This window comes from Bacteroidota bacterium, assembly GCA_020402865.1.
GTDB lineage: Bacteria > Bacteroidota > Bacteroidia > Palsa-965 > Palsa-965.
The window spans coordinates 38506-59248 of record JADBYT010000032.1 but is presented as its reverse complement, the minus strand read 5'-3'; the positions used below and the strand labels follow the sequence as shown (position 1 = coordinate 59248).

Annotated in this window: 10 protein-coding genes; 2 read left to right on the top strand and 8 right to left on the bottom strand. The window is 48.5% G+C overall.

The features are described from left to right. Nucleotides 1-512: 512 nt before the first annotated feature. The 3 genes from IM638_18240 to IM638_18230 form a co-directional block, all read right to left on the bottom strand. Complete coding sequence (locus IM638_18240) at nucleotides 513-1193, bottom strand: hypothetical protein (protein ID MCA6364976.1); 681 nt, start codon at nucleotides 1191-1193, stop codon at nucleotides 513-515. Nucleotides 1194-1354: 161 nt separating this feature from the next. After that, entirely contained in the window at nucleotides 1355-12247 is a 10893-nt protein-coding gene (locus IM638_18235; GenBank protein ID MCA6364975.1) for a T9SS type A sorting domain-containing protein, read from the bottom strand. 382 nt (nucleotides 12248-12629) lie between these two features. Next, nucleotides 12630-13511 carry a CPBP family intramembrane metalloprotease gene (locus tag IM638_18230; protein MCA6364974.1) on the bottom strand — a complete coding sequence of 294 codons (882 nt, stop codon included), beginning with the start codon at nucleotides 13509-13511 and terminating at the stop codon, nucleotides 12630-12632. A gap of 35 nt (nucleotides 13512-13546) precedes the next feature. On the opposite strand from IM638_18230, the gene dusB reads away from it, so the two are divergent. Further along, nucleotides 13547-14542, top strand: coding sequence for a tRNA dihydrouridine synthase DusB (gene dusB, locus IM638_18225; GenBank protein MCA6364973.1), 996 nt, complete (start codon nucleotides 13547-13549; stop codon nucleotides 14540-14542). Between the two features lie 74 nt (nucleotides 14543-14616). Here the strand turns inward: dusB and IM638_18220 are convergent, their stop codons facing one another. Further along, a complete protein-coding gene (locus tag IM638_18220) occupies nucleotides 14617-15537 on the bottom strand; it encodes a hypothetical protein (GenBank protein MCA6364972.1) in 921 nt (306 codons plus the stop codon). A gap of 357 nt (nucleotides 15538-15894) precedes the next feature. On the opposite strand from IM638_18220, the gene IM638_18215 reads away from it, so the two are divergent. Beyond that, nucleotides 15895-16935, top strand: a complete 1041-nt coding sequence (locus tag IM638_18215) for an acyltransferase (GenBank protein MCA6364971.1) — start codon at nucleotides 15895-15897, stop codon at nucleotides 16933-16935. A 1-nt stretch (nucleotide 16936) separates the two neighbouring features. Here the strand turns inward: IM638_18215 and IM638_18210 are convergent, their stop codons facing one another. The 4 genes from IM638_18210 to IM638_18195 all read right to left on the bottom strand — a co-directional run bounded on the left by IM638_18210 (nucleotide 16937) and on the right by IM638_18195 (nucleotide 20355). Continuing rightward, nucleotides 16937-17431, bottom strand: coding sequence for a GNAT family N-acetyltransferase (locus IM638_18210; GenBank protein MCA6364970.1), 495 nt, complete (start codon nucleotides 17429-17431; stop codon nucleotides 16937-16939). 9 nt (nucleotides 17432-17440) lie between these two features. Then, nucleotides 17441-17950: an acyl-CoA thioesterase gene (locus IM638_18205; GenBank protein ID MCA6364969.1), complete on the bottom strand. Its 510-nt coding sequence runs from the start codon at nucleotides 17948-17950 to the stop codon at nucleotides 17441-17443. Nucleotides 17951-17979: 29 nt separating this feature from the next. Then, the gene (locus IM638_18200; GenBank protein ID MCA6364968.1) at nucleotides 17980-18990 is read right to left on the bottom strand and encodes an NAD-dependent epimerase/dehydratase family protein; all 1011 of its coding nucleotides are present in this window, start codon (nucleotides 18988-18990) and stop codon (nucleotides 17980-17982) included. Between the two features lie 111 nt (nucleotides 18991-19101). Further along, the gene (locus IM638_18195) at nucleotides 19102-20355 is read right to left on the bottom strand and encodes a hypothetical protein (GenBank protein MCA6364967.1); all 1254 of its coding nucleotides are present in this window, start codon (nucleotides 20353-20355) and stop codon (nucleotides 19102-19104) included. Nucleotides 20356-20743: the final 388 nt, after the last annotated feature.

The window sequence follows — 20743 nt, the reverse complement described above, 5'->3', positions numbered from 1 at the left end:
CATTTGCAGAAGAAGCTGTCAAGCATTTTTGATTGTAAAGCTTTGCCTGCAAAGGAAAACCGACGCGCAGCGGCGGCTTTTGTATTTTCAGCATGGGAGGCCAGAGATCAGCGGAGCTAATCTCTCCGTCTCCGCATTAAAGCACAAAAGTGTCCGGTCTTTTCTGACCGGACATTTTCTTTTTCGGGCGAAGCTGTCAAGCCATTTTTGATTGAACAGCTTCGCCCGAAAAAGAAAACCGACGCGCAGCGGCGGCTTTTGTATTTTCAGCATGGGAGGCCCGAGATCAGCGGAGCTAACCTCTCCGTCTCCGCATTAACGCACAAAAGTGTCCGGTCTTTTCTGACCGGACATTTTCATTTGCAGAAGAAGCTGTCAAGCATTTTTGATTGTAAAGCTTTGCCTGCAAGTGAAAACCGACGCGCAGCGGTGGCTTTTGTATTTTCAGCATGGGAGGCACGAGATGACTCTTATAACAATCCTTCCTAAGGTGATAAATAATTTCAGAATAATTATCTATTTAGCATCCTAAGAGCTTCCTTTTTAAACAATTCCAAATTATCATCAATATCATCTTCGAACTCTTCAACTTCTTTATTCATCTGAGCTTCAATTTCAAGAACTTTATTCCAATACTCCTTATATAATTTTTCGTTAAAATTCGAATCGTTATATACTTTAGCCAATGTCTCTAAATAAGGTTCAGCTCTAATTATGAACAATGAGAATTTTGAACTAAATCTGGTTACATCGCGGTGTAACTTATCTGCTAAATCTATCAGTTCATTATCCTCAACTAAAAAACAAAATCTAGCATGTTTTAATGTTAATTCTGTTTCCGCGTGTTCTATTTGTCGTTTATATTGAGTTAACTCTAGAAACCGATCTTCTGCTAACTCAGGTCGAGTTGAATCGCATAATGAAAGAACAATAAAAATCGAGTCGCCAAACTCAAAAACTGCACGTTTTAAATCAGCATGCAGGCTATTTTGTTTATTTACAAGTAAGCTTAGCTGAGCCTTTAACTCTTCGTTTTCTTTCGAGTAGCCAGACTTTATCCCTTCAACAACCTGTGTCATTTTGGCAAGATCTTCTTTAATTGCTTTGCTCTTCCCTTTTTCTGAAAAATAAGCCATAAGACCAGCCCCAAGAAGGCCTCCTGAAAATGATAATAGCGAAACGAACAACTCCATCGGTACATGTATTGATTAGTCAAGTTAATCATTAAATTATTACATATAATAAACAACTAAAAAAATCAATAATTGCACCCAAATCAAACCACAAAAAAAGTGACTGCCTTTTCAGACAGTCACTTTTTTTTATCAGCTAAGGAAATTATCCCATTAACTCATTAATCCTGCTTCATCACTTTAATCGTCTGCGTTGCTGAACCAGTGGTTACTTTCACATAGTAAGCACCGTTGGCAAAGTTGGTCAGATCAATCGGACGAATCACATCACCCGTTACGTTCGAAGCCATGTCGCTGTACACAACCTGACCGAGAACGGTGTACACCTGAATGCTCAGTTCGGCATAGTTGGCGTTGGTGAGGGCGAGATTGAAGAAGCCGTTGTTCGGGTTCGGATATACCGTAAAGATTGAACCGTTGAATGCATTCTCGGCTACGCCGGTGCAGGGATCTACAATTACGGTAGCAGAATCGGTGGCCGAACAACCATTGGCATCAGTGAAGGTGTAGTAAACTACATGAGAACCTACACCGGCAGCCACCGGATCAAATGTATTGCCGCTCACAAACGCACCGCCAAATGTGCCGCCGGCCGGTGAGCCAAGCAGTACAAACAGGCTGTCCTGATCGCAAAGCGTATCCTGTGTGAGCGATACAGTCACCACCGGAATTGCATTGATGGTTACAAGCACTGAGTCGGTTGACGAACAGCCGAGCGAATCAGTTACGGTTACACCATAAAGTGCGGTGCTGGCAGCCACAATGGTTTGTGTGGTATCGCCGGTGCTCCAGGTGAAGATGTTGCCACCTGTGCCTGCATCAAGCGTAACCGAACCGCCGCAAAGCGTGGTGTCGTTGCCGAGGTTTACTAACGGCAGCGCCGAGAAGCTCACGTTCACCGAATCAGTAGCCGAACAGCCAAGTGAGTCTGTTGCCGTTACCACAAACACGCCGGTGGTGGTAGCAAAAATGGTTTGCGTGGTATCGCCGGTATTCCAGTTGTAGAGCATACCTGCCACGCCTGCATCAAGCTGCACAGGGCCGCCGGCACAAGCTGTTACATCGTTGCCGAGGTTCACGGCAGGCAGTGCATTTACGTTCACGGCAATGGTATCTGTTGTTGAGCAGCCGAGTGAATCGGTTACCATTACAGCATACACACCACTTGAAGTGGCGGTAAGCGTTTGTGCCGTGGTGCTGTCGCTCCAGAGGTAGGAAGCACCAGCGTTTCCGGCATCAAGCACCAGCGAGCCGCACACTGTGGTATCCGCACCAAGGCTGACAACCGGCAATGCGTTAATGGTTACAGCAATCGAATCAACTGCTTCGCAGCCGTTGGCATTGGTTACGGTTACGGCATACACACCGCTTGCGGTTACGCTAAGCGTTTGTGCCGTGCTGCTGTCGCTCCAGAGGTAAGTTGAACCTGCGTTGCCGGCATCCAGTGTAAGCGGACCACCGCACACGGCTGTATCAGCACCAAGTGCAACCACAGGCAGGCTGTTTACAGTTACTGCTACAGTAGTTGTATTCACGCAGCCGGTTACGGTGTTGGTGCCGGTTACGGTGTAAGTAGTGGTAGCCACAGGAGCCACGTTTACCGAAGCACCGCTCAGGTTGCCGGGGTTCCAGGTGTAGCTGTCGGCACCGGTTACACTCAGCGTAGCCGAATCACCCACACAAATTGCAGCCGATGAACTGCTGGCCGCAAGTACCGGAAGTGCATTTACAGTTACCGAAACAGTAGCTGTGTTTACGCAGCCGGTTACGGTGTTTGTACCGGTAACCGTGTAAGTGGTAGTAGCCACAGGCGATACACTTACAGAAGAACCACTCAGGTTGCCGGGGTTCCAGGTGTAAGTATTGGCGCCGGTTCCGGTAAGTGTGGTTGTATCACCCACACAAATTGCAGCTGATGCGCTGCTGGCAGCAACCACAGGCAGTGCGTTTACGATTACAGTTACAGTTTGTGTATTTACACAACCGGTTACGGTGTTGGTGCCGGTTACGGTATAAGTGGTGGTAGCAGCAGGTGTTACTGTTACAACTGCACCACTCAGGTTACCCGGATTCCATACATACGTATTGGCACCCGAAGCAGTAAGATTGCTCGAACCACCGGCACAAATAACAGCCTGTGCAGCTGAAGCAGTAATCAGCGGCAACTGGTTTACAGTAATGGTAATTGTGCGTGTACCTGTACAGCCGGTTAAGGTGTTGGTACCGGTTACGGTGTAAGTGGTAGTCACTACCGGATTCACTGTAACCGAGCTGCCGGAAAGGTTACCCGGTTGCCAGTTGTAGATACCGGCACCACCGGCATTAAGCGTTACCGGGCTGCCTGCACAGCTGGTGAGTGAAGATGCTGTAGCGGTAACTACCGGCAGCGGGTTTACAGTAATGGTAATGGTTTGCGTATTGCTGCAACCCGTTACCGAGTTGGTTCCGGTTACGGTATAGGTAGTGGTAACACCGGGAATAACGTTTACAGAAGCGCCGCTGATGTTACCGGGAGTCCATACATAACTGGACGCACCTGAAGCGGTAAGCAAAGCACTTTGACCAAAACAGATTACTGATGAAGAGGCACTGGCCGTAATCACCGGCAACGGATCAACGTTTACACTTACCGACTGAGTGGCTGTACAGCCGGTTACCGTATTGGTGCCCGTTACTGTATAAACCGTGCTGGTTGCGGGAGCTACCGATACCGAAGCACCGCTAAGGTTGCCGGGATTCCACACATAGGTATTGGCACCCGTGGCTGAAAGCGTGGTGTTGCTGCCTGCACAAATTGAAAGCGGACTGGCAGTTGCAGTTACTACAGGAAGCGGATTTACGGTAATGGTTACCGTTTGTGTATTGATACAACCTGTAATGGTGTTCACACCGGTTACTGTAAATGTGGTGGTAGATGAAAGGAACACAGTAACTGAAGCACCGGTAAGGCTACCGGGGTTCCAGGTATATGTATTCGCGCCGGTTACGTTCAGTGTTACCGAGTTGCCGTTGCAAATGCTGGTAGCCGAAGGCGTGATGGTAAGCACAGGCAGCGGATTCACGTTTACAGTTACGGTTTGTGTATTGGTACAACCCGTTAATGTATTGGTGCCGGTTACGGTGTATGTGGTAGTGGTAACAGGTGATACGTTTACAGAAGAACCACTCAGGTTACCCGGATTCCACACATACGTATTGGCACCGGTAGCCGAAAGTGTAGCTGTAGCACCTGCACAAATTGTAGCGGCTGATGTGGTAGCTGCTACAGTGGGCAACGGATTAACTGTTACAGATACCGTAGCCGTATTTGTACAGCCTGTGGCAGTAATGGTGCCGGTTACTGTATAAGTAGTATTGCCCGTGGGCGATACACTCACAGAAGAACCACTCAGGTTGCCCGGATTCCACACATAGGTGTTGGCGCCGGTAGCAGTGAGTGTGGTTGAACCACCCAGGCAAATTGCAGCTGCTGCACTGGAAGCAGTAACCACAGGCAGCGGATTTACTGTTACAGTAACAGTGCGTGTATTGCTACATCCGGTTACGGTGTTGGTGCCGGTAACGGTGTACGTTGTGGTAGCTGTGGGCGATACGCTGAGGGTAGCACCACTCAGGTTACCCGGATTCCACACATACGTATTGCCACCGGTAGCAGTAAGTGTAGCCGAACCGCCCGCACAAATAGCCGGAGCCGATGTGCTTGCTGTAATTACAGGCAGCGGGTTTACGGTAACAGCAACTGTGGCTGTGTTGGTACAACCTGTAGCTGTAAGTGTTCCGGTTACTGTATAAGTAGTGGTAGCTGTGGGTGAAACACTTACCGAAGCACCGCTCAGGTTACCGGGGTTCCACACATAAGTATTGGCACCGGTAGCCGAAAGCGTGGCCGAACCACCATTACAGATTGCAGCTGCAGATGTGCTTGCAGCTACAGTGGGCAGCGGATTTACAGTAATGGTAATGGTTTGTGTATTCACACATCCTGTTACAGTATTGGTACCGGTAACCGTATAGGTGGTGGTAGCGGAAGGCGTAACCGATACGGATGAACCGCTCAGCGAGCCCGGATTCCACACGTAGGTGTTTGCACCGGTGGCGCTGAGTGTGCTTGAACCACCCGCACAAACCGCAAGCTGTGTAGCTGTAGCGGTAATGGAGGGAAGCGGATTAACAGTTACTGAAACAGTGGCCGTGTTTGTACAACCAGTTGCAGTATTGGTACCGGTTACTGTATAAGTTGTGGTTGCTGTGGGAGAAACAACTACCGAAGCACCGCTCAGGTTACCGGGATTCCATACATACGTATTTGCACCGGTGGCGGTAAGTGTAGCATTTCCGCCATTACAAATTGCAGCTGCCGATGAAGATGCAGTAACTGCCGGAAGCGGATTTACGGTAATGGTAATTGTTTGTGTATTGCTGCAGCCATTGGCATCTACACCGGTTACGGTGTAGGTAGTGGTGGCCGAAGGTGTAACAGAGACTGATGCACCGGTAAGCGCGCCGGGATTCCAGGTATAGGTGCTGGCACCGGTTGCACTAAGTGTGGTTGACGAACCGTTGCAAAGGGTGGTTGCCGTTGCAGAGGCTGTAATTACCGGCAACGGATTTACAGTTACGGTTACTGTTGCTGTATTAAAGCAACCCGCAGAAACTGTTCCGGTTACAGTATAAGTGGTGGTAGTTGTGGGTGAAACCGATACTGAAGCACCACTCAGCGAGCCTGGCATCCAGTTGTAGGTTACTCCGCCGGTAGCAGTAAGCGTGGCCGAACCACCTACACAAATAGCCGCTGATGATGTGGCTGCTGTAATGGTGGGCTGTGCTCCAACAGTAATGGTTACAGTTGCCGTATTCACACAACCATTCACATCAGTACCGGTTACGGTGTAAGTTGTCGTTGCTGCAGGTGTAACAGATACGGATGAGCCTGTGAGGGCTCCCGGATTCCAGGTGTAGGTACTTGCCCCGCCTGCTGTGAGCGTTACACTGTTGCCGGTGCAAATGCTGGTTGATGAAGCCGAAGCCGTAACAACCGGCAGCGGGTTTACAATAATGGTAATCAAATCGGTATTCACGCAGCCGTTTGCATCGGTGCCGCTCACGGTATAGGTAGTGCTGGTGGTGGGCGATACGCTTACCGAAGAACCACTCAGCGCACCCGGATTCCACGTATAGCTGACTCCGCCGGTAGCACTGAGGGTGGTTGATGAACCTGTGCAAATGGCAGCATTGGTGGCTGAAGCAGTAATAACTGGCAACGGATTAACCGTTACCGATACTACATCTGTATTTACACAACCATTTGCATCGGTGCCGGTTACGGTATAGGTTGTAGTTGCTGCAGGTGTTACCGAAACAGAAGCTCCGCTCAGTGAACCCGGCATCCAGCTATAAGTTGCTGCACCGGTTGCAGAAAGTGTGCTTGATCCGCCCGCGCATATGGTAAGCGGTGAGGCAGTAGCATCAACTGTGGGCAGCGTATTTACGGTTACCGTCACCACATCGGTATTTACACAGCCATTGGCATTGGTGCCGGTTACGGTGTAGGTGGTGGTAGCTGCAGGTGTAACGGATACTGATGCACCGCTCAGGTTGCCGGGGTTCCACACGTAGGTGGTGGCGCCGCTGCCGCTGAGTGTGCTTGAGCCTCCCGGACAAACAGCCGCAGGTGATGCTGCCGCTGATACGGTGGGCAGCGGATTTACGGTAATGGTAAGTTGTGCAGTGTTTACGCAACCATTGGCATCAGTACCGGTTACCGTGTAAGTGGTTGTTGCAGCAGGTGAAACAGAAACCGAAGCACCGCTCAGTGAGCCGGGCATCCAGTTGTAGCTTACAGCGCCGCTTGCATTCAGTGTGGTTGAACTGCCAATGCAAACCGAAGTAGCCGATGCGCTGGCCGTTACTGTGGGCAATGCATTAACGGTTACTGTAGCCACATCGGTGTTTTCACAGCCGTTGGCATCGGTGCCGGTAACCGTATAAGTAGTAGTGGCCGAAGGCGTAACAGAAACCGAAGCACCGCTCAGGTTGCCCGGATTCCATACATACGTTACAGCACCAGTGGCCGAAAGTGTAGATGAACTACCAATACAAACCGCAGCAGGCGAAGCCGAGGCCGACACGGCAGGCAGCGGATTTACGGTAATCGTAATGGTGCTTACCGCATTGCAACCGTTTGCATCAGTACCCGTTACGGTGTAAGTGGTGGTTGCGGCAGGTGATACGCTTACCGAAGCACCGCTGAGGTTGCCCGGATTCCATACATATGTATTTGCCCCGGTGGCCGATAATGTGGTGGAAGCGCCGGCACAAATTGATGTGGCCGATGCAGAAGCATTAACCGTAGGCAGGCTGTTTACTGTAACCGTAGTTTGCGCAGTGTTTTCGCAGCCATTGGCATCGGTGCCGGTTACGGTGTATGTAGTGGTAGCAGAAGGTGTAACCGCCACAGCAGCGCCGCTCAGTGAGCCGGGCATCCAGGTGTAGGAAACAGCACCGGTTGCCGAAAGGTTAGCCGTGCTTCCGTCGCAAATTGCCGCAGGCGAGGCTGAAGCATTTACCGAAGGCAGCGGATTAACCGTGATGGTAATTTGTGCTGTATTCTGGCAGCCGTTGGCATCAGTACCGGTAACCGTGTAGGTGGTGGTGCTCACTGGCGAAACTGTTACCGTAGCACCGGTAAGTGAACCCGGCATCCAGTTGTAGGTTACACCGCCTGTTGCCGTAAGGTTGGCGGAAGCACCAATGCAAATTGCACTTGCGCTGGCCGATGCACCAATGGCAGGCAACGGGTTTACAGTAAGAGTTACCGGACTGTTATTCGAACAAACCGCATTGGTAGCTGTAAAGGTATAGGTAGTAGTTGCCGTTGCAGCAGTAGCCACAGGGTTAATAATACTGGTGCTGCTCAGGAACGTAGCCGGAGACCAGCTGTATGTGGGAACAGGAGGTGTAAAGGTGTATATCACACCCGACGCAGGTGGATTAATATTCGTGTTGTTAGCTGCAGAAGTACTAACTGTTCCGGTTCCGAAAGTAAGCGACTGAAAGTTGCCAGCGCCACCGGTTAAACCACCCGAAGCTGATTCCAGACCGGTAATTCCCATGGTACCATAACGGAACTCAACCACATTGGTTGACTCGTACAGCCACGCCTGACAGGTAGAGTTTGCAGGGCCTGTAAAGTTATAAGGAACTGTCACAAACCACTGCACCTTGAGAATCCGGTTGGGGGCTGTTCCGGTTACCACATACGTTACACCACCATTGGTTCCCGTAGTAATATCATCCCAATAAGGATAGAGTTTGGGAATATTAGTGGTACTTGTTACGGAGTTTGTAAACTGCGAAGTGGGGGCCACATTACCCATGCGCAACCATCCGTCGGGTGAAACAGAAAAGTCGGTGTAATTAACCCCGTTGAAATTGAATGTAAATCCAATGGGAATTACACCCGAGGGCGTATCATCTACGTTTGCACCCACAGCAGTTGCTGCGCCGGTCATCGGGTCGAGTGATGCACCTGTGCCGCTGGCAAACGAATATGTGTTTACAGGTGTATTAAAGGTAATGTTACCCTGCAACTGTGAGTTGTTGCCGGTACAAATTGAAGCCGGTGTAGCAGTTACACTTGTAATTACGGGATTCAGAACGGATGTAATCGTAGTCACCGCTGTATTCACACAACCATTCACATCAGTACCTGTTACTGTGTAAGTGGTAGTGGCAGCCGGTGAAGCCGTTACCGTTGCTCCGGTTGTGGCACTCAGTCCTGTTGCAGGCGCCCACGCGTAGGTGTTAGCACCCGAACCGGTAAGTGAAACAGGCGTTCCTCCCGGTGAACAGAAATTGGCAGTGGTGGGGGTTACGGCAACCAGCGGAAGCGGATTGATAAGTCCGGTTACTTCGTTGGTGGTAGCCGTTAAACCGCTGAGCGAGCAGGTTACCACACACACAAAGTAGGTGGTGGCAGAAACTGTGCCGGTTGTATAGGAAGATGTGTTAGCGCCACTGATGTTGGTGTAGGGCCCGCCTGAAACGGCGGATGATTGCCACTGGTAAGTGATGCCGGGGCCTGTGGATGCGCCGGTAAGCGAAAGCGAGAATGTACCCGAAGCACAACGTGCAGCAGGAGTTGAAGCTGCTGTGCCCGCAGTGGGTGTACCCGTACAACCAACCAGGAAACCATCGTACTCATCAGCCCCGATATCGGGCGAAATAGCGCCGCCATTTACTGAACCGGCAGGACCGGGACGTGTATCGTTATCAAAATCGTTTGTAATACCGGCAATGTTTGTTCCGCCACTTTCGAGCAGGTAGCTTGTAGCAGCAGGAATATGCAGGAAGCCTGCATTACCCACAGCCGTGCTGGTAAATACAGGATTTACAGAAACGGAAGCCGCTTCGCGTGCACTTACACGGGCCTGATAAGCCGCAAGTGTCTGATCGATGTTGCTTCCATCGAAGAAGATAACGTTGTTGGGACCCGGTGTTCCGGCAAAATAGGCGTTATTGTTTGAGGCAGCAGCGAGCGAAGTAAGAATGGTGCTGGAACGTCGGTAAGCGACCGTAAGTCCGGTTCCATTTGGCGTTGATAAGTTAACCACCAGGTTATTTCGCAAATCAACGCTAGAGGTGGTAGATGTAAAAATACCGCTTGTACCAAACAACGCACCTGAACTTGTGGCGTTAAGCAAAATGGTATTGAAATAAATATTAGACGTAGTGCCGCCGGTAATGTTTATGCCATTAATCGCATTGGCTACGTTGGCCGCTGTGGCACGAAGATCACCAATGAGGTTATTGTTTACGTTGTTGGTTACTCCGCCAGATACCGTGATACCATTTACCGACGGATTCGTATTGGTTGAGAGCAGGTCGCCGATTTTGTTACGGGTAACAAATATAGTAGAACCTGCTGATACCACTAAACCGGTTACTGTTGCACCCGTTGAGCTCAATCCGGAAATGGTATTTTGGGTGATGGTATATGTGGTAATACTCGACGAGCCACCCGTACAACCAATTACATTTCCGCCTGTTCCAGAAGATACTAAACCGGTGATGGTATTGTTTGACACAGTCATATTGGCCCCATTCGAGAAGGAGCCCATTAATATGCCTGTAATTGCTCCCGTTCCGCTGATTGAAGAAATGGTATTGTTGCTGACTATAGTGTTCGTACTGTTGTAATTCGTCTGAATGACGGTAACCGCACTGCTACCGCAAGCCCAGTTACTAAACGTGTTGTTGGAAATATTTTTTGCAGGACCGCCAAAAGATGTACCTTCAAGATCAGCCCAGCCGGCCATAGTGGTTGCTCCGGTTAGCGTAATGTTGGAGAAGTTGTTGTTTTGGTGTGTCTTTGTAGTACCTGCTACCGACGACGGGCTTGTAGTGGTGTAATACAAGGTAACCGTAGAACCGGCTGCCGGTTTGGAAAATGCGGTAACGATAGAATTTCCTGTAACCGTAACAGAACCTCCTGCGGGAAGTGCTACGTTATTCGCCATGAAACGAACCTCGGCCGTGGTATTGGCAGTAAGGTTGGTAAATGTGTTGTTGTTGAAGGTTTGTGATAAAGTGGCCGCAGTGTTAACCATGTAAAACTGCGTTCCGCTACCAACAAGGCTATGTATTATTCCCTGAAAATTATTGTTACTTATTGAAAGTGCTGAAGAGTTGGCTCCGCCGTTGTTGTTTAAACACAATACAGCACCCGAAGTAGTTGCACTGAAAGTAATCGCATTACCACTTGCATTACCAATCTGGTTACTGTTTATATTGATGCTGGAGACCACAGCTCCGGTGTTCGAAATTCCGGTTAAGCCACCTGTTGTGGCTGTTGAAGTAAGACCGCGGATTACGTTCGAGTTCATATTCAGCACACCCGGCCCCGAACTATTGATAATACCCACAATAGTTGAAGAAGATGCCGCTCCGGTAATCGCAGAGTTAAGAATAGTATTGTTATTGATGTTAATAGTGGCTGTAACCAGCGTACCCATTGACTCACTGCGAATATGCTCAAATGTACCGGAGGTAAACCCGTTGGTCATGGTAAGCGTATTGTTGGTGATGTTCACGGTAAATGTTCCTGCCGGACTAATACCGTAAGTCTTATAGATTCCGCGGAATGTAACCGCTGTGCCCGATACCGCTGCACTGGTAAGGCTGTTGTAGGATACATTTTCACCAATCTGGTTATTCATAAAAATACAATAACTGGTACCCGTGTTGGATACATAGGAGCTGGGGGCTGCAAGTCCGCCCCAGTTGGTGATTGTATTTCCTGTAGCAGGTGAATTACCGCCGATATCGTTTCCGCTATCCATATTAGCCGCAGTTGCAGTACCAATGAAAGCCACACCGTAGTTTACGTTACTGATAATATTTGCCAACACACGGTTGTTGCTGTTTGCACCTGTGGGAGAGGAAGCATCAGTAACTATTAAGATCACGGTAGCGGAGTGACGGGTGTTACTGTAAACACCCCAGGTATTGCCATAGGTTCTGTTCAGCGAAATGGTGTTGCCTGCAATGGCATTGTTTTGCGCACCATCGGTAGCTGAACTGGCAAATAATGCCACACCCCATTCTGTCATGGTATTTGAAGCAGTGGGCGTTAATACCGTGTTTGCCGGGTTTTCCTGCATTACAAAACCATTGATGGCGATAAAGTCGCCACCGATAATTTTGAAAATGGCATCCGTTAATGACCCGGTAGCCTGTGGCGTAAATGCGGTAATCACGTTAGCATTACCCTGAATAATAATCGGATTAGCCAACGAACCGCTTGCAGTGATCTGATAGCCGCCTGCAGGCGCTGTTTCAGGGTTGCCTGCAATCAGGTTAAGGGTTACACCACCTGCACCAACGCCCTGTGTATTCAGGTCGGTAATGGCTGCAGCAAGTGTGGCATAGTCGCCCGGAATGTTTCTGGTTCCGGTGAGCTGCGCGCTCAGCATTCCGGGCAGGAGCACCGTAGTCAGCGCCATGAGCGCCAGCTTCAGTAAACCCGGTGATTTCAGGGTAATTTTTGTTTTCATCGTAAATTGAATAAGTCGCTCACTGACAGAATTTACCCGAGCTGAAAACGTAGCTTTCCGGCCGGGCGGTTGGGTTTTGGTAAATTTATTTATGGGTTGGCCGGTACCTGACCGGTTTGCAGGGATTGATTTTGATGTTTGAAACGAGTTAGCCGCGAAATCGGATTTTCACGTTTTACCACTCAAAGTTAAACAACACTTTACAATTGGTCTTTTTAATTAAATCAATTTTAAGAGGGGACTAAACATGCACGTGGTAACAAATAAATACAACAAAACACTCACTTACAGGCACTTGAAAAAGCACACACCCTGAGGGAGACGAAAAGTTATTTTAATTACACCTCTTCGCTAAAACCTATAAATCACGGTTTTAAATGATCTATAAAAGCTGATCGGGGTGATTGCGGGTGTTTTTGTATAACACAAACAAACCTGCTGCGGCTACAACTATGGCTGCGATAAGAACGCCGTAGCCAGGATTCCAGTTGGCCCACCACGATTTGGGAGCATGCTGCCCGATGAACGAATCAGTTACTTCAAACGCATTAAAGGCAAAATGTCCGATAATACTCACCCGCAGCGCACCTGTCCATAAAAAAAGATACCCAAGAATAACGCCGCAGAGAAATATAGCCGGAAAGCCTGCCACGGTGGCATGCAGCAGGGCAAACACCATGGCCGAAAGCCACACGGCAACATGGCTGTTTTGAAGCCAGTTTCGGAGCAGCTGAAGCAGTGCTGCGCGGAAGAAAAGCTCTTCAACCAGTGCCGGCAAAAAAGCCAGCAGGAACAAACAGGCCGCATAATCGCTCCATTCGGGCATGAGTTGAATCTGGCGGCTGTAGATACTCGAAAATTCCTCGCTGCTGCGCAAGGCCGGATCATCAATGAGTGTGGCCATCCAGTTGGCTACCGGATTAGCCACAAAAATCATGGCCAGCATAATTACCGCGGCTGCCAGCAGCCACCACACAGGTGTGCGCCGGTGCAATCCAAGCCAGTAAAACCGGTTGTGCGGAAACGCATTGGCAATAACCAGCGCAGGCACCGCAAACAGCAGCAGCGAACCCACCGCATTGGCAATGCGCATCTGGCTCACCGTTACATCATCGCCATAGCCTTTCAGAAACTCAAGGCCGGGAATATACATCAGCATCGACTGAATGCCGCCGCAACAGAAGAATAGGCTGATAAGCAGCAATACCCGAAAGCCGGGGCCGAAAATTGCAGACGCTGACGGGCGTTGAGGTGACTGTTCCAAGTGCTTTGCGTAATTTTGCACAAAACTAAGCATTCGTGGCCCGCATCGGTTCTGTTGATCTCGGTAATTTTCCGCTTTTACTTGCTCCCATGGAAGACGTGAGCGATCCGCCCTTCCGCTATGTGTGCAAAAAAAACGGCGCCGACCTCATGTACACCGAGTTTATCTCGTCTGAAGGCCTGATCCGCGATGCCATAAAAAGCCGCAAAAAGCTCGATATTTTTGAATATGAGCGCCCGGTAGGCATTCAGATTTTCGGCGGCGATGAAGAAGCCATGGCCCTGGCAGCCAAAATTGTTGACACTACCCAGCCTGATCTGCTCGACATTAATTTCGGCTGTCCGGTAAAAAAAGTGGTGTGCAAAGGTGCCGGTGCCGGTGTGCTTAAAGACATCGACCTCATGGTGCGGCTCACCAAGGCGGTGGTAAAATCAACCTCGCTGCCGGTAACCGTGAAAACACGCCTCGGCTGGGACGATAACAGCATCAACGTAATGGAAGTGGCCGAACGCCTGCAGGATGTGGGCATACAGGCACTCACCATACACGGCCGCACACGCGCACAGATGTACAAGGGCGTGGCCAACTGGGAACGCATTGCCGAAGTAAAGCACAATCCACGCATACACATCCCCATCTTCGGCAACGGCGATATCGACAGCCCCGAAAAAGCACTCGAATACAAAAACCGCTATGGCATAGACGGCATTATGATTGGCCGCGCCGCCATTGGTTATCCGTGGATTTTCAACGAAATAAAACACTATTTCGCCACCGGCACACACCTGCCCGCCCCCACCCTCGCCCACCGCATCGACGTATGCCGCACACACCTGCTCAAATCGGTTGAATGGAAAGGCGAGAAATTAGGCATTGTAGAAATGCGCCGCCACTACGCCAACTACTTCAAAGGCCTTCCCAATTTCAAGGAATTCCGCACCCGCTTTGTCACTACCGATGATTTACAGCCACTTCTTGAAATTTTTGATGAAGTGGCTGAGCGGTATGCCGAAGTACTGAATGAAGACTGATTCCATCTCGCCTCAATCCTTTTTCCCTGTAGTAAGCGTTTACCGTCTGCTTATTCAGATCAGTTAAAAACACATTATTGATTTTTGTTGCGCAGATTGAAATAGTCCTTCAGTCCGTAAATCAGCACTCCCAACACAACCAATACAGGAATGAGAAATGCAATCAGCTCATCTTCATTGTGCTCAACATTAGCCTGAAATACTTTTTTTGCTTTTTTCTCCGGACATCCGCAACCGCTTCTGTTCAATGTTACAGTATCACGATCAGACGGACTGATAAATTGAATTGCATTGGTAAGTGAATCATTTGTATTCCCGCACATATCCATCAACGAAAATCTCACCTCATACATACTGCTGTCGATAAGTCTGAACTCACCAAAATATCGCTCAGCCCCGACACGTATTTGGTTGTATTGTAGTGTTAAAATGTATTCGAATATTTTACCTGATTTTAAATCCTTCAATTCAGTATGAACTAAAACAGAAGAATCATCGTCTGTACATGCACAGAAGTAAGTATATCTATTGCGTTCATATTCGCTTTGACGGCAGTAGTTCCCGATATATGAAGGACTTTTTAACCATACAGGCTTTTCATAATCAGCAGGTAAACTAACTTTAAAGTAAAGAGAATCCCTTTCTAACCGGGCTGCTTCGTATTGTTCCAAACTATCAATACACAATTTATAGGTTAAACCTGCCGTCAGGTTATTTACCGGCTTAAGAAGTGCCATACTCTTCCCATCCATTCCATTGTATATTTTAACTACCTCCAGCAGAATTGTTTCTGACCCTGACTTAAGACTGACGGGATACTTACTATTGAGTTCTCTGATTGTATGCTGACCATAAGCATACCCCTCAACAATAATGAGTGAATTGGGCGATAATTGATGACTTTGTGGCCAGACACGCAAATCCCAAGCTATACGCAACGCTAAAAGCGGCTCAGCAAGCAGAAAGAATAAAAACAACAATCCTGTCTTCTTCATTTCGAATAAAGTGGTATTAAGTAGCTGGGGATGAATATACATTCTTTCTGCAGAATGGAATTTTGCCGGAAAAGCCTCACTTGATTGCTGAGCAGAATTCTTTCCAAATAAATCTAATTATGTTAAGTAAGCGGGGCGGAGAGGAAAAAACGTTCAAACGTCTGAAGTGAAAATTAGCGGCAATACTCTTTATTTACAGCATCATCATTTATCAATCCGAAATAATAACTACACTTACATTCTTCCCGCTTCATCCCCAAATTCAAACCTGTGAATAACTATTCTCCCTTTTCATCAGAAAAAGTAAACCCTGTGTCCTTTTTCACGTAGAACACCCAAACCGGAAAATCAAGTTTCGTGCGCATACCTGGAATCGACTCGCTGCGGGGGCTGGCGGCAGTATCGGTGTGTTTGTATCATTTTGTATGTACAACCACCGGTTACGTAAGCAATGAGACAATATCCGATGCTTTTCATTGGGGGGAGAAAGGTGTGCAGGTATTTTTTATTCTCTCCGGAATTGTCATTCCGCTTGCGCTGCTCCGCTCTGATTTTTCACTGCGGAAAACCCATGTGTTTCTGGCAAAACGTTTTACGCGCATTATGCTTCCGTTCTGGGCTGCTCTGGGTGTAACCGTAGCCTATTTGCTGGTTCGCAACTATACACAGGGCAATAATCCCGGATTTCTCATGCCCGATGCGGGGAATATGTTCACCAATGCATTCTGGCTGGTTCCGTTTACACCACATGCACACTGGCTGAATCCGGTTTTCTGGACATTGGCCATTGAAGTGCAGTATTACATTGCGCTTGCGCTGCTTTTCCCGCTGGTGATGCAGCCACGTGTAAGATACCGTGCCTTGTTTTTTGTTGTAGTTGCCGTTATGCCGTTTTTGCCTGCCTCAAAAGCTTTCTTCCTGCATTGGGCGCCCTATTTCGGGTTAGGCATTGCGTGGATAATTTTTCAGCATAAAAAAATTACGCGCTACGAATACATTGCCTATACCCTGATGTGTGCGCTGGTTGTATTTCACGTGCAGGGATTTGCCGATCTTTGTATTGGCATAGGCACGCTGATGCTGGTGAGTTTTTTTGGCCGCAAGCGCACGGCAGCAACCGAATGGCTGGGCGAAATTTCTTATTCGCTTTATCTGGTGCACACGGCAACGGGTTCAGCCATTATCAACCTGCTTTCGCACCAGCTGAATACACCACTTCAAAAAGTACTGGTTATTATGGCCGGATTTGTGCTGAGTGTGATGAGTGCGTGGGTTATGTATATGCTGGTTGAAAAACCGGCTATGAAACTGGCTCAGCGCATTGGCCGCAGCACACCAAACACCACACGCAAACTCAACGAAGCAGCAGAACACCGCGAAGCCGCCGAAGTGGCCTGAACTACTTTGTGTGCAGCAACAGACTTTCGTCGTTCATTACTATTGCTGTTTGCTGCGTAAAACCGATTTTGCGGAGCAGTGCAACAGACTTTTCGTTATCGGGAGTAGTGATGGCCACCACGTTTGAAATGCCTTTGGTTGCGGCAAAATTCATAACTTCTTTTGCGGCTTCCAGCGCATAGCCTTTGCCCTGATATTCGGGCAAAAATGCAAAACCAATGTCCACATCCTCCAGTCCGTCGCGCTTGATAAGGCCGCAAAGCCCAAGCGGTTCATCATTGTCAATCAGGCTCACCACATAAAATCCGAAGCTGTGTGTGGCATAATGCGGAATATACACGTTGCGCAGGTATGCCGCTGCATCGTCGTGCGTGCGTATGTGCCTGTCGCCGATAAACTGAAGCCAGCCTTCGCTGTTCATCATGCGGTACATGAAAGGCGCATCGGCTTCGGTAAGTTCGCGCATGTGCAGGCGCGTGGTGTGCAGCAAATACATAACTGCTTTTTACACAAACAACGCCTTCAGCTCAGTAGCTTCGTGCGGGTTCATTTTACCGGCCAGAATAAGTGCAAGCTGGCGGCGGCGCAGTGCACCGTCGAAACGCTTTTTCTCCTCTTCCGTTTCCGGCTCAATGGGCGGCACAGGCAGCGGCGATCCGTTCTGATCAACCGCCACAAAGGTGTAAATGGCTTCGTTGCTTTGCACCTTCTCGCCGGTTACCGGGTTTTCTACAAACACGTCAATAAACACTTCCATTGACGAAGAAAACGCACGCGAAACTTTTGCTTCGAGCGTAACGATGCTTCCGTAGGGAATAGGCTGGTGAAAGGCCACGTGGTTAACCGTAGCTGTAACCACTACACGGCGGCAATGGCGGTGAGCCGATACGGCCGCAATTACATCCATCCACTCCAGCAGGCGGCCGCCGAAAAGATTGTTCAGGTTGTTGGTATCGTTGGGCAGTACGTGATGGGTGGAGATGGCCAGCGAATCGGAAGGTTTTCTTGATTTCATAACGGATGTATGTGCAGATGCAGGTCTTGTTAATGCGGGTGAGAAAGTGAGGTCTTGTAAAACGGCACGGCATTTTTTACCGCTTCTTCCACAGTTCTGTAGCTGAGCGGCATGGCCTGAGCCAGTTTGCTTCCGCCAAAACGGTTTACGGTGTGCAGCACGCGGGCAGTTTCGCGGGTGAGGGCGGGTTTTCGGCCAAACAGGCGCAGTAGCTTTTCCATGCGCCAGGCAAGGCTGGTCATCCACGGTTTAAGTGCGCGGCTGGTGGGCTTATGACCAAACTGCTGCATGAGGTAATCGAGAAAGCGATGGTAAGTAATGTTTTCAGCGTTTATGATGAAACGTTCGGCAGTGCGGTTACAGTTCAGCGCCCAGAGCGCAGCAGCAGCCACATCGCGGGCATCCACATAGCCTGTCACACCTTCGGTAAACCACGCTGTGCCTTTGTGCGCAATAGGAAAAATAACATTGCTGCTGCGCGTGGCATCGCCGGGGCCGATGATGTAGGACGGATTGAGGATAACCACATCAAGCCCTTCTTCCACGCCGCGCCATACTTCACGCTCGGCATTGTATTTCGAAATGGCATACTGCGTATTGCCGGGCGCATTTTTCCACCAGGCTTCTTCATCAATCACCGCCCCGAACTCGTTACCGCCGAGTGCTGCAATGGAACTGATATGCACCAGCCGTTCCACACCGCAGTACAGCGCGGCATTTACCACATTGGCCGTGCCTTCGCCATTGATGCGCCAGAGTGCATTGCGCTCCTTCGGATCGAAAGATACCAGTGCTGCTGCGTGTACCACTTTGTGCACACCCTGCATGGCTTCTTCAAGGCTTTGCATATCGAGCACATCGCCGGTGGCCCATTCTATTTTCCCGAACAACGCTTCGGCACCGTAATAGGCAAATACCGACTTTGCCACCGCCGTGCTGCTTTGCTCACGTTTCAACCCACGCACGGCTTCACCGCTGCGAAGCAGTTCGAGTGCAATGTGTGCACCCAGCATTCCTGTAGCGCCGGTGAGCAGAATCATGGCTGCAAAGATACTCAGCCTTTAGCAATTGAACCCTGTTTACCTTTCACTTACCGTATTAAATCAATTTAACCGGTTCCGGTATGCATCCATGCACGAACACGCACAAAATTAACGGTTCCACTCACTGGCAAAATCGGTACCCTTTAATTGTGCCCTCAATAATACACGTAGTGATTGATTATGCTGAAAAAACAGAACATCCTCTTCCGTTTTCAGGCTCTCCCATTTATTTTCAAGTGCTTTTATCAGCTGCCGTATTTTCACCTGCACACCCTTTGCAACCTGCTGATAAAATACCTGTAAATAGCGTTCCGCCTCGCTGATGGTTCTTTTACCCTGTTGTTCATTTATAGCAGTAAGCACACTTCGCAACAACTCATATCCTCCTGTTTTCAGGTAACAAAACATAAGCAGGTAATTCAGCTGTCTGAATCGTACATCACCATAATACTGTTCCCTTAATGCATCTGCCATTGCAAGCACACGTATCGGCTTCCGGTAATTCCCTGCCAGTAAACAGGCAATTACAAAATTATAGATCAGCATATACGAACGCGGATGGCCAATTTTCAGCAACTCATTTGAAAAATGAAGTACCTGCTTTTCCAGTTTCAGTGCCTTCTCAAAATTGCCTTCCAGATTGCAGAGGTATAATTTGCCCAGTATAAACATTGAATCAATAAGTAAAGGCAGATAGCCACTGCGTGATATGCCTTTATTCAGAATACCTTCGGCATGCTTCAGCAAGGCTGTCAGTTTTACTGTGTCGCGCTGAACATAGTAATTGCTGAGGTTATTCATCAGTACGGCTGTTAACTCAGGCAGGTGAGCTGCGGCAATCCACTTATTTGCAGTAAACAGCTCAAGCATTTGTTCGCTGTGAACAATCAGTTGAGGCGTGTTTATACGCGATGCATAATAGTACTGTACGTAAATACTGTGCCTTAGTATTTCAGCCCTTATACTCCGGGGTTTATGCGTCTGCTGCATCAATTCATGCTCAAGCAGCCACACTGCACGTTCCGAACCGGCATGCGTTGTACCGGTAAATCCATTTGTAATTTCAATGACATGGGCCAGTAACTCCGAATACTGTTGTATTTCATCAAGCACAGCAAGCAATTCACGCTTCTTACTGTTCAAATCGGCAAAACGGTCTGCGCTTTCCTGCACATAAATACGCATCAGCAGATTGACTGCGTCAAGCTCAATTTCATGCAAACCGGCCTGATTACAAAGGTCTATCGTTTTGAAAAGAAGTTTGGCGGACTCCTTATGGAAATGCCGGTAAAAAAGCAGTTCGGCCTGTGCTATTTGTTTACGCATACGCAGCGAAAGCACTTCATCTTCATGATAGTGCACAAGTGCATTTAATACCCGCTGCCACAACTTGTGCTTATTGGCTGCAAAAAAACGTACAAATGATTTATTCCTGTGCTTACGCAGAAAGTCTTTTTCAGAACGTTCATCCGCCCGGACAATTGCATGAAACAGTTCGAGATGATCAGGCACATGACCGCGTTCATAATGTGAATTAAGTAAACTGAAAAACCTTTTTTCACCCGGAACCAATGATTTAACAAGTGTAGAAATATCATTCATAAGTACTATCTAAATTTAGTTTTATTACTTGTATATCAATCATTTAAAATTACAAAAAAAATTCCTAACATGAATTCTAAATTCAACCGGAAATAACCGGAAGCATTATAGTGAGTTGTTTTGCAGCGTAAATAATTTAACAAAACAA

What these genes read in the sequence shown, in the direction of transcription:
- IM638_18240 (MCA6364976.1), bottom strand. Translation starts at nt 1,193, where the DNA reads ATGGAGTTGTTCGTTTCGCTATTATCATTTTCAGGAGGCCTTCTTGGG.
- IM638_18235 (MCA6364975.1), bottom strand. Translation starts at nt 12,247, where the DNA reads ATGAAAACAAAAATTACCCTGAAATCACCGGGTTTACTGAAGCTGGCG.
- IM638_18220 (MCA6364972.1), bottom strand. Translation starts at nt 15,537, where the DNA reads ATGAAGAAGACAGGATTGTTGTTTTTATTCTTTCTGCTTGCTGAGCCG.
- IM638_18210 (MCA6364970.1), bottom strand. Translation starts at nt 17,431, where the DNA reads ATGTATTTGCTGCACACCACGCGCCTGCACATGCGCGAACTTACCGAA.
- IM638_18205 (MCA6364969.1), bottom strand. Translation starts at nt 17,950, where the DNA reads ATGAAATCAAGAAAACCTTCCGATTCGCTGGCCATCTCCACCCATCAC.
- IM638_18200 (MCA6364968.1), bottom strand. Translation starts at nt 18,990, where the DNA reads ATGATTCTGCTCACCGGCGCTACAGGAATGCTGGGTGCACACATTGCA.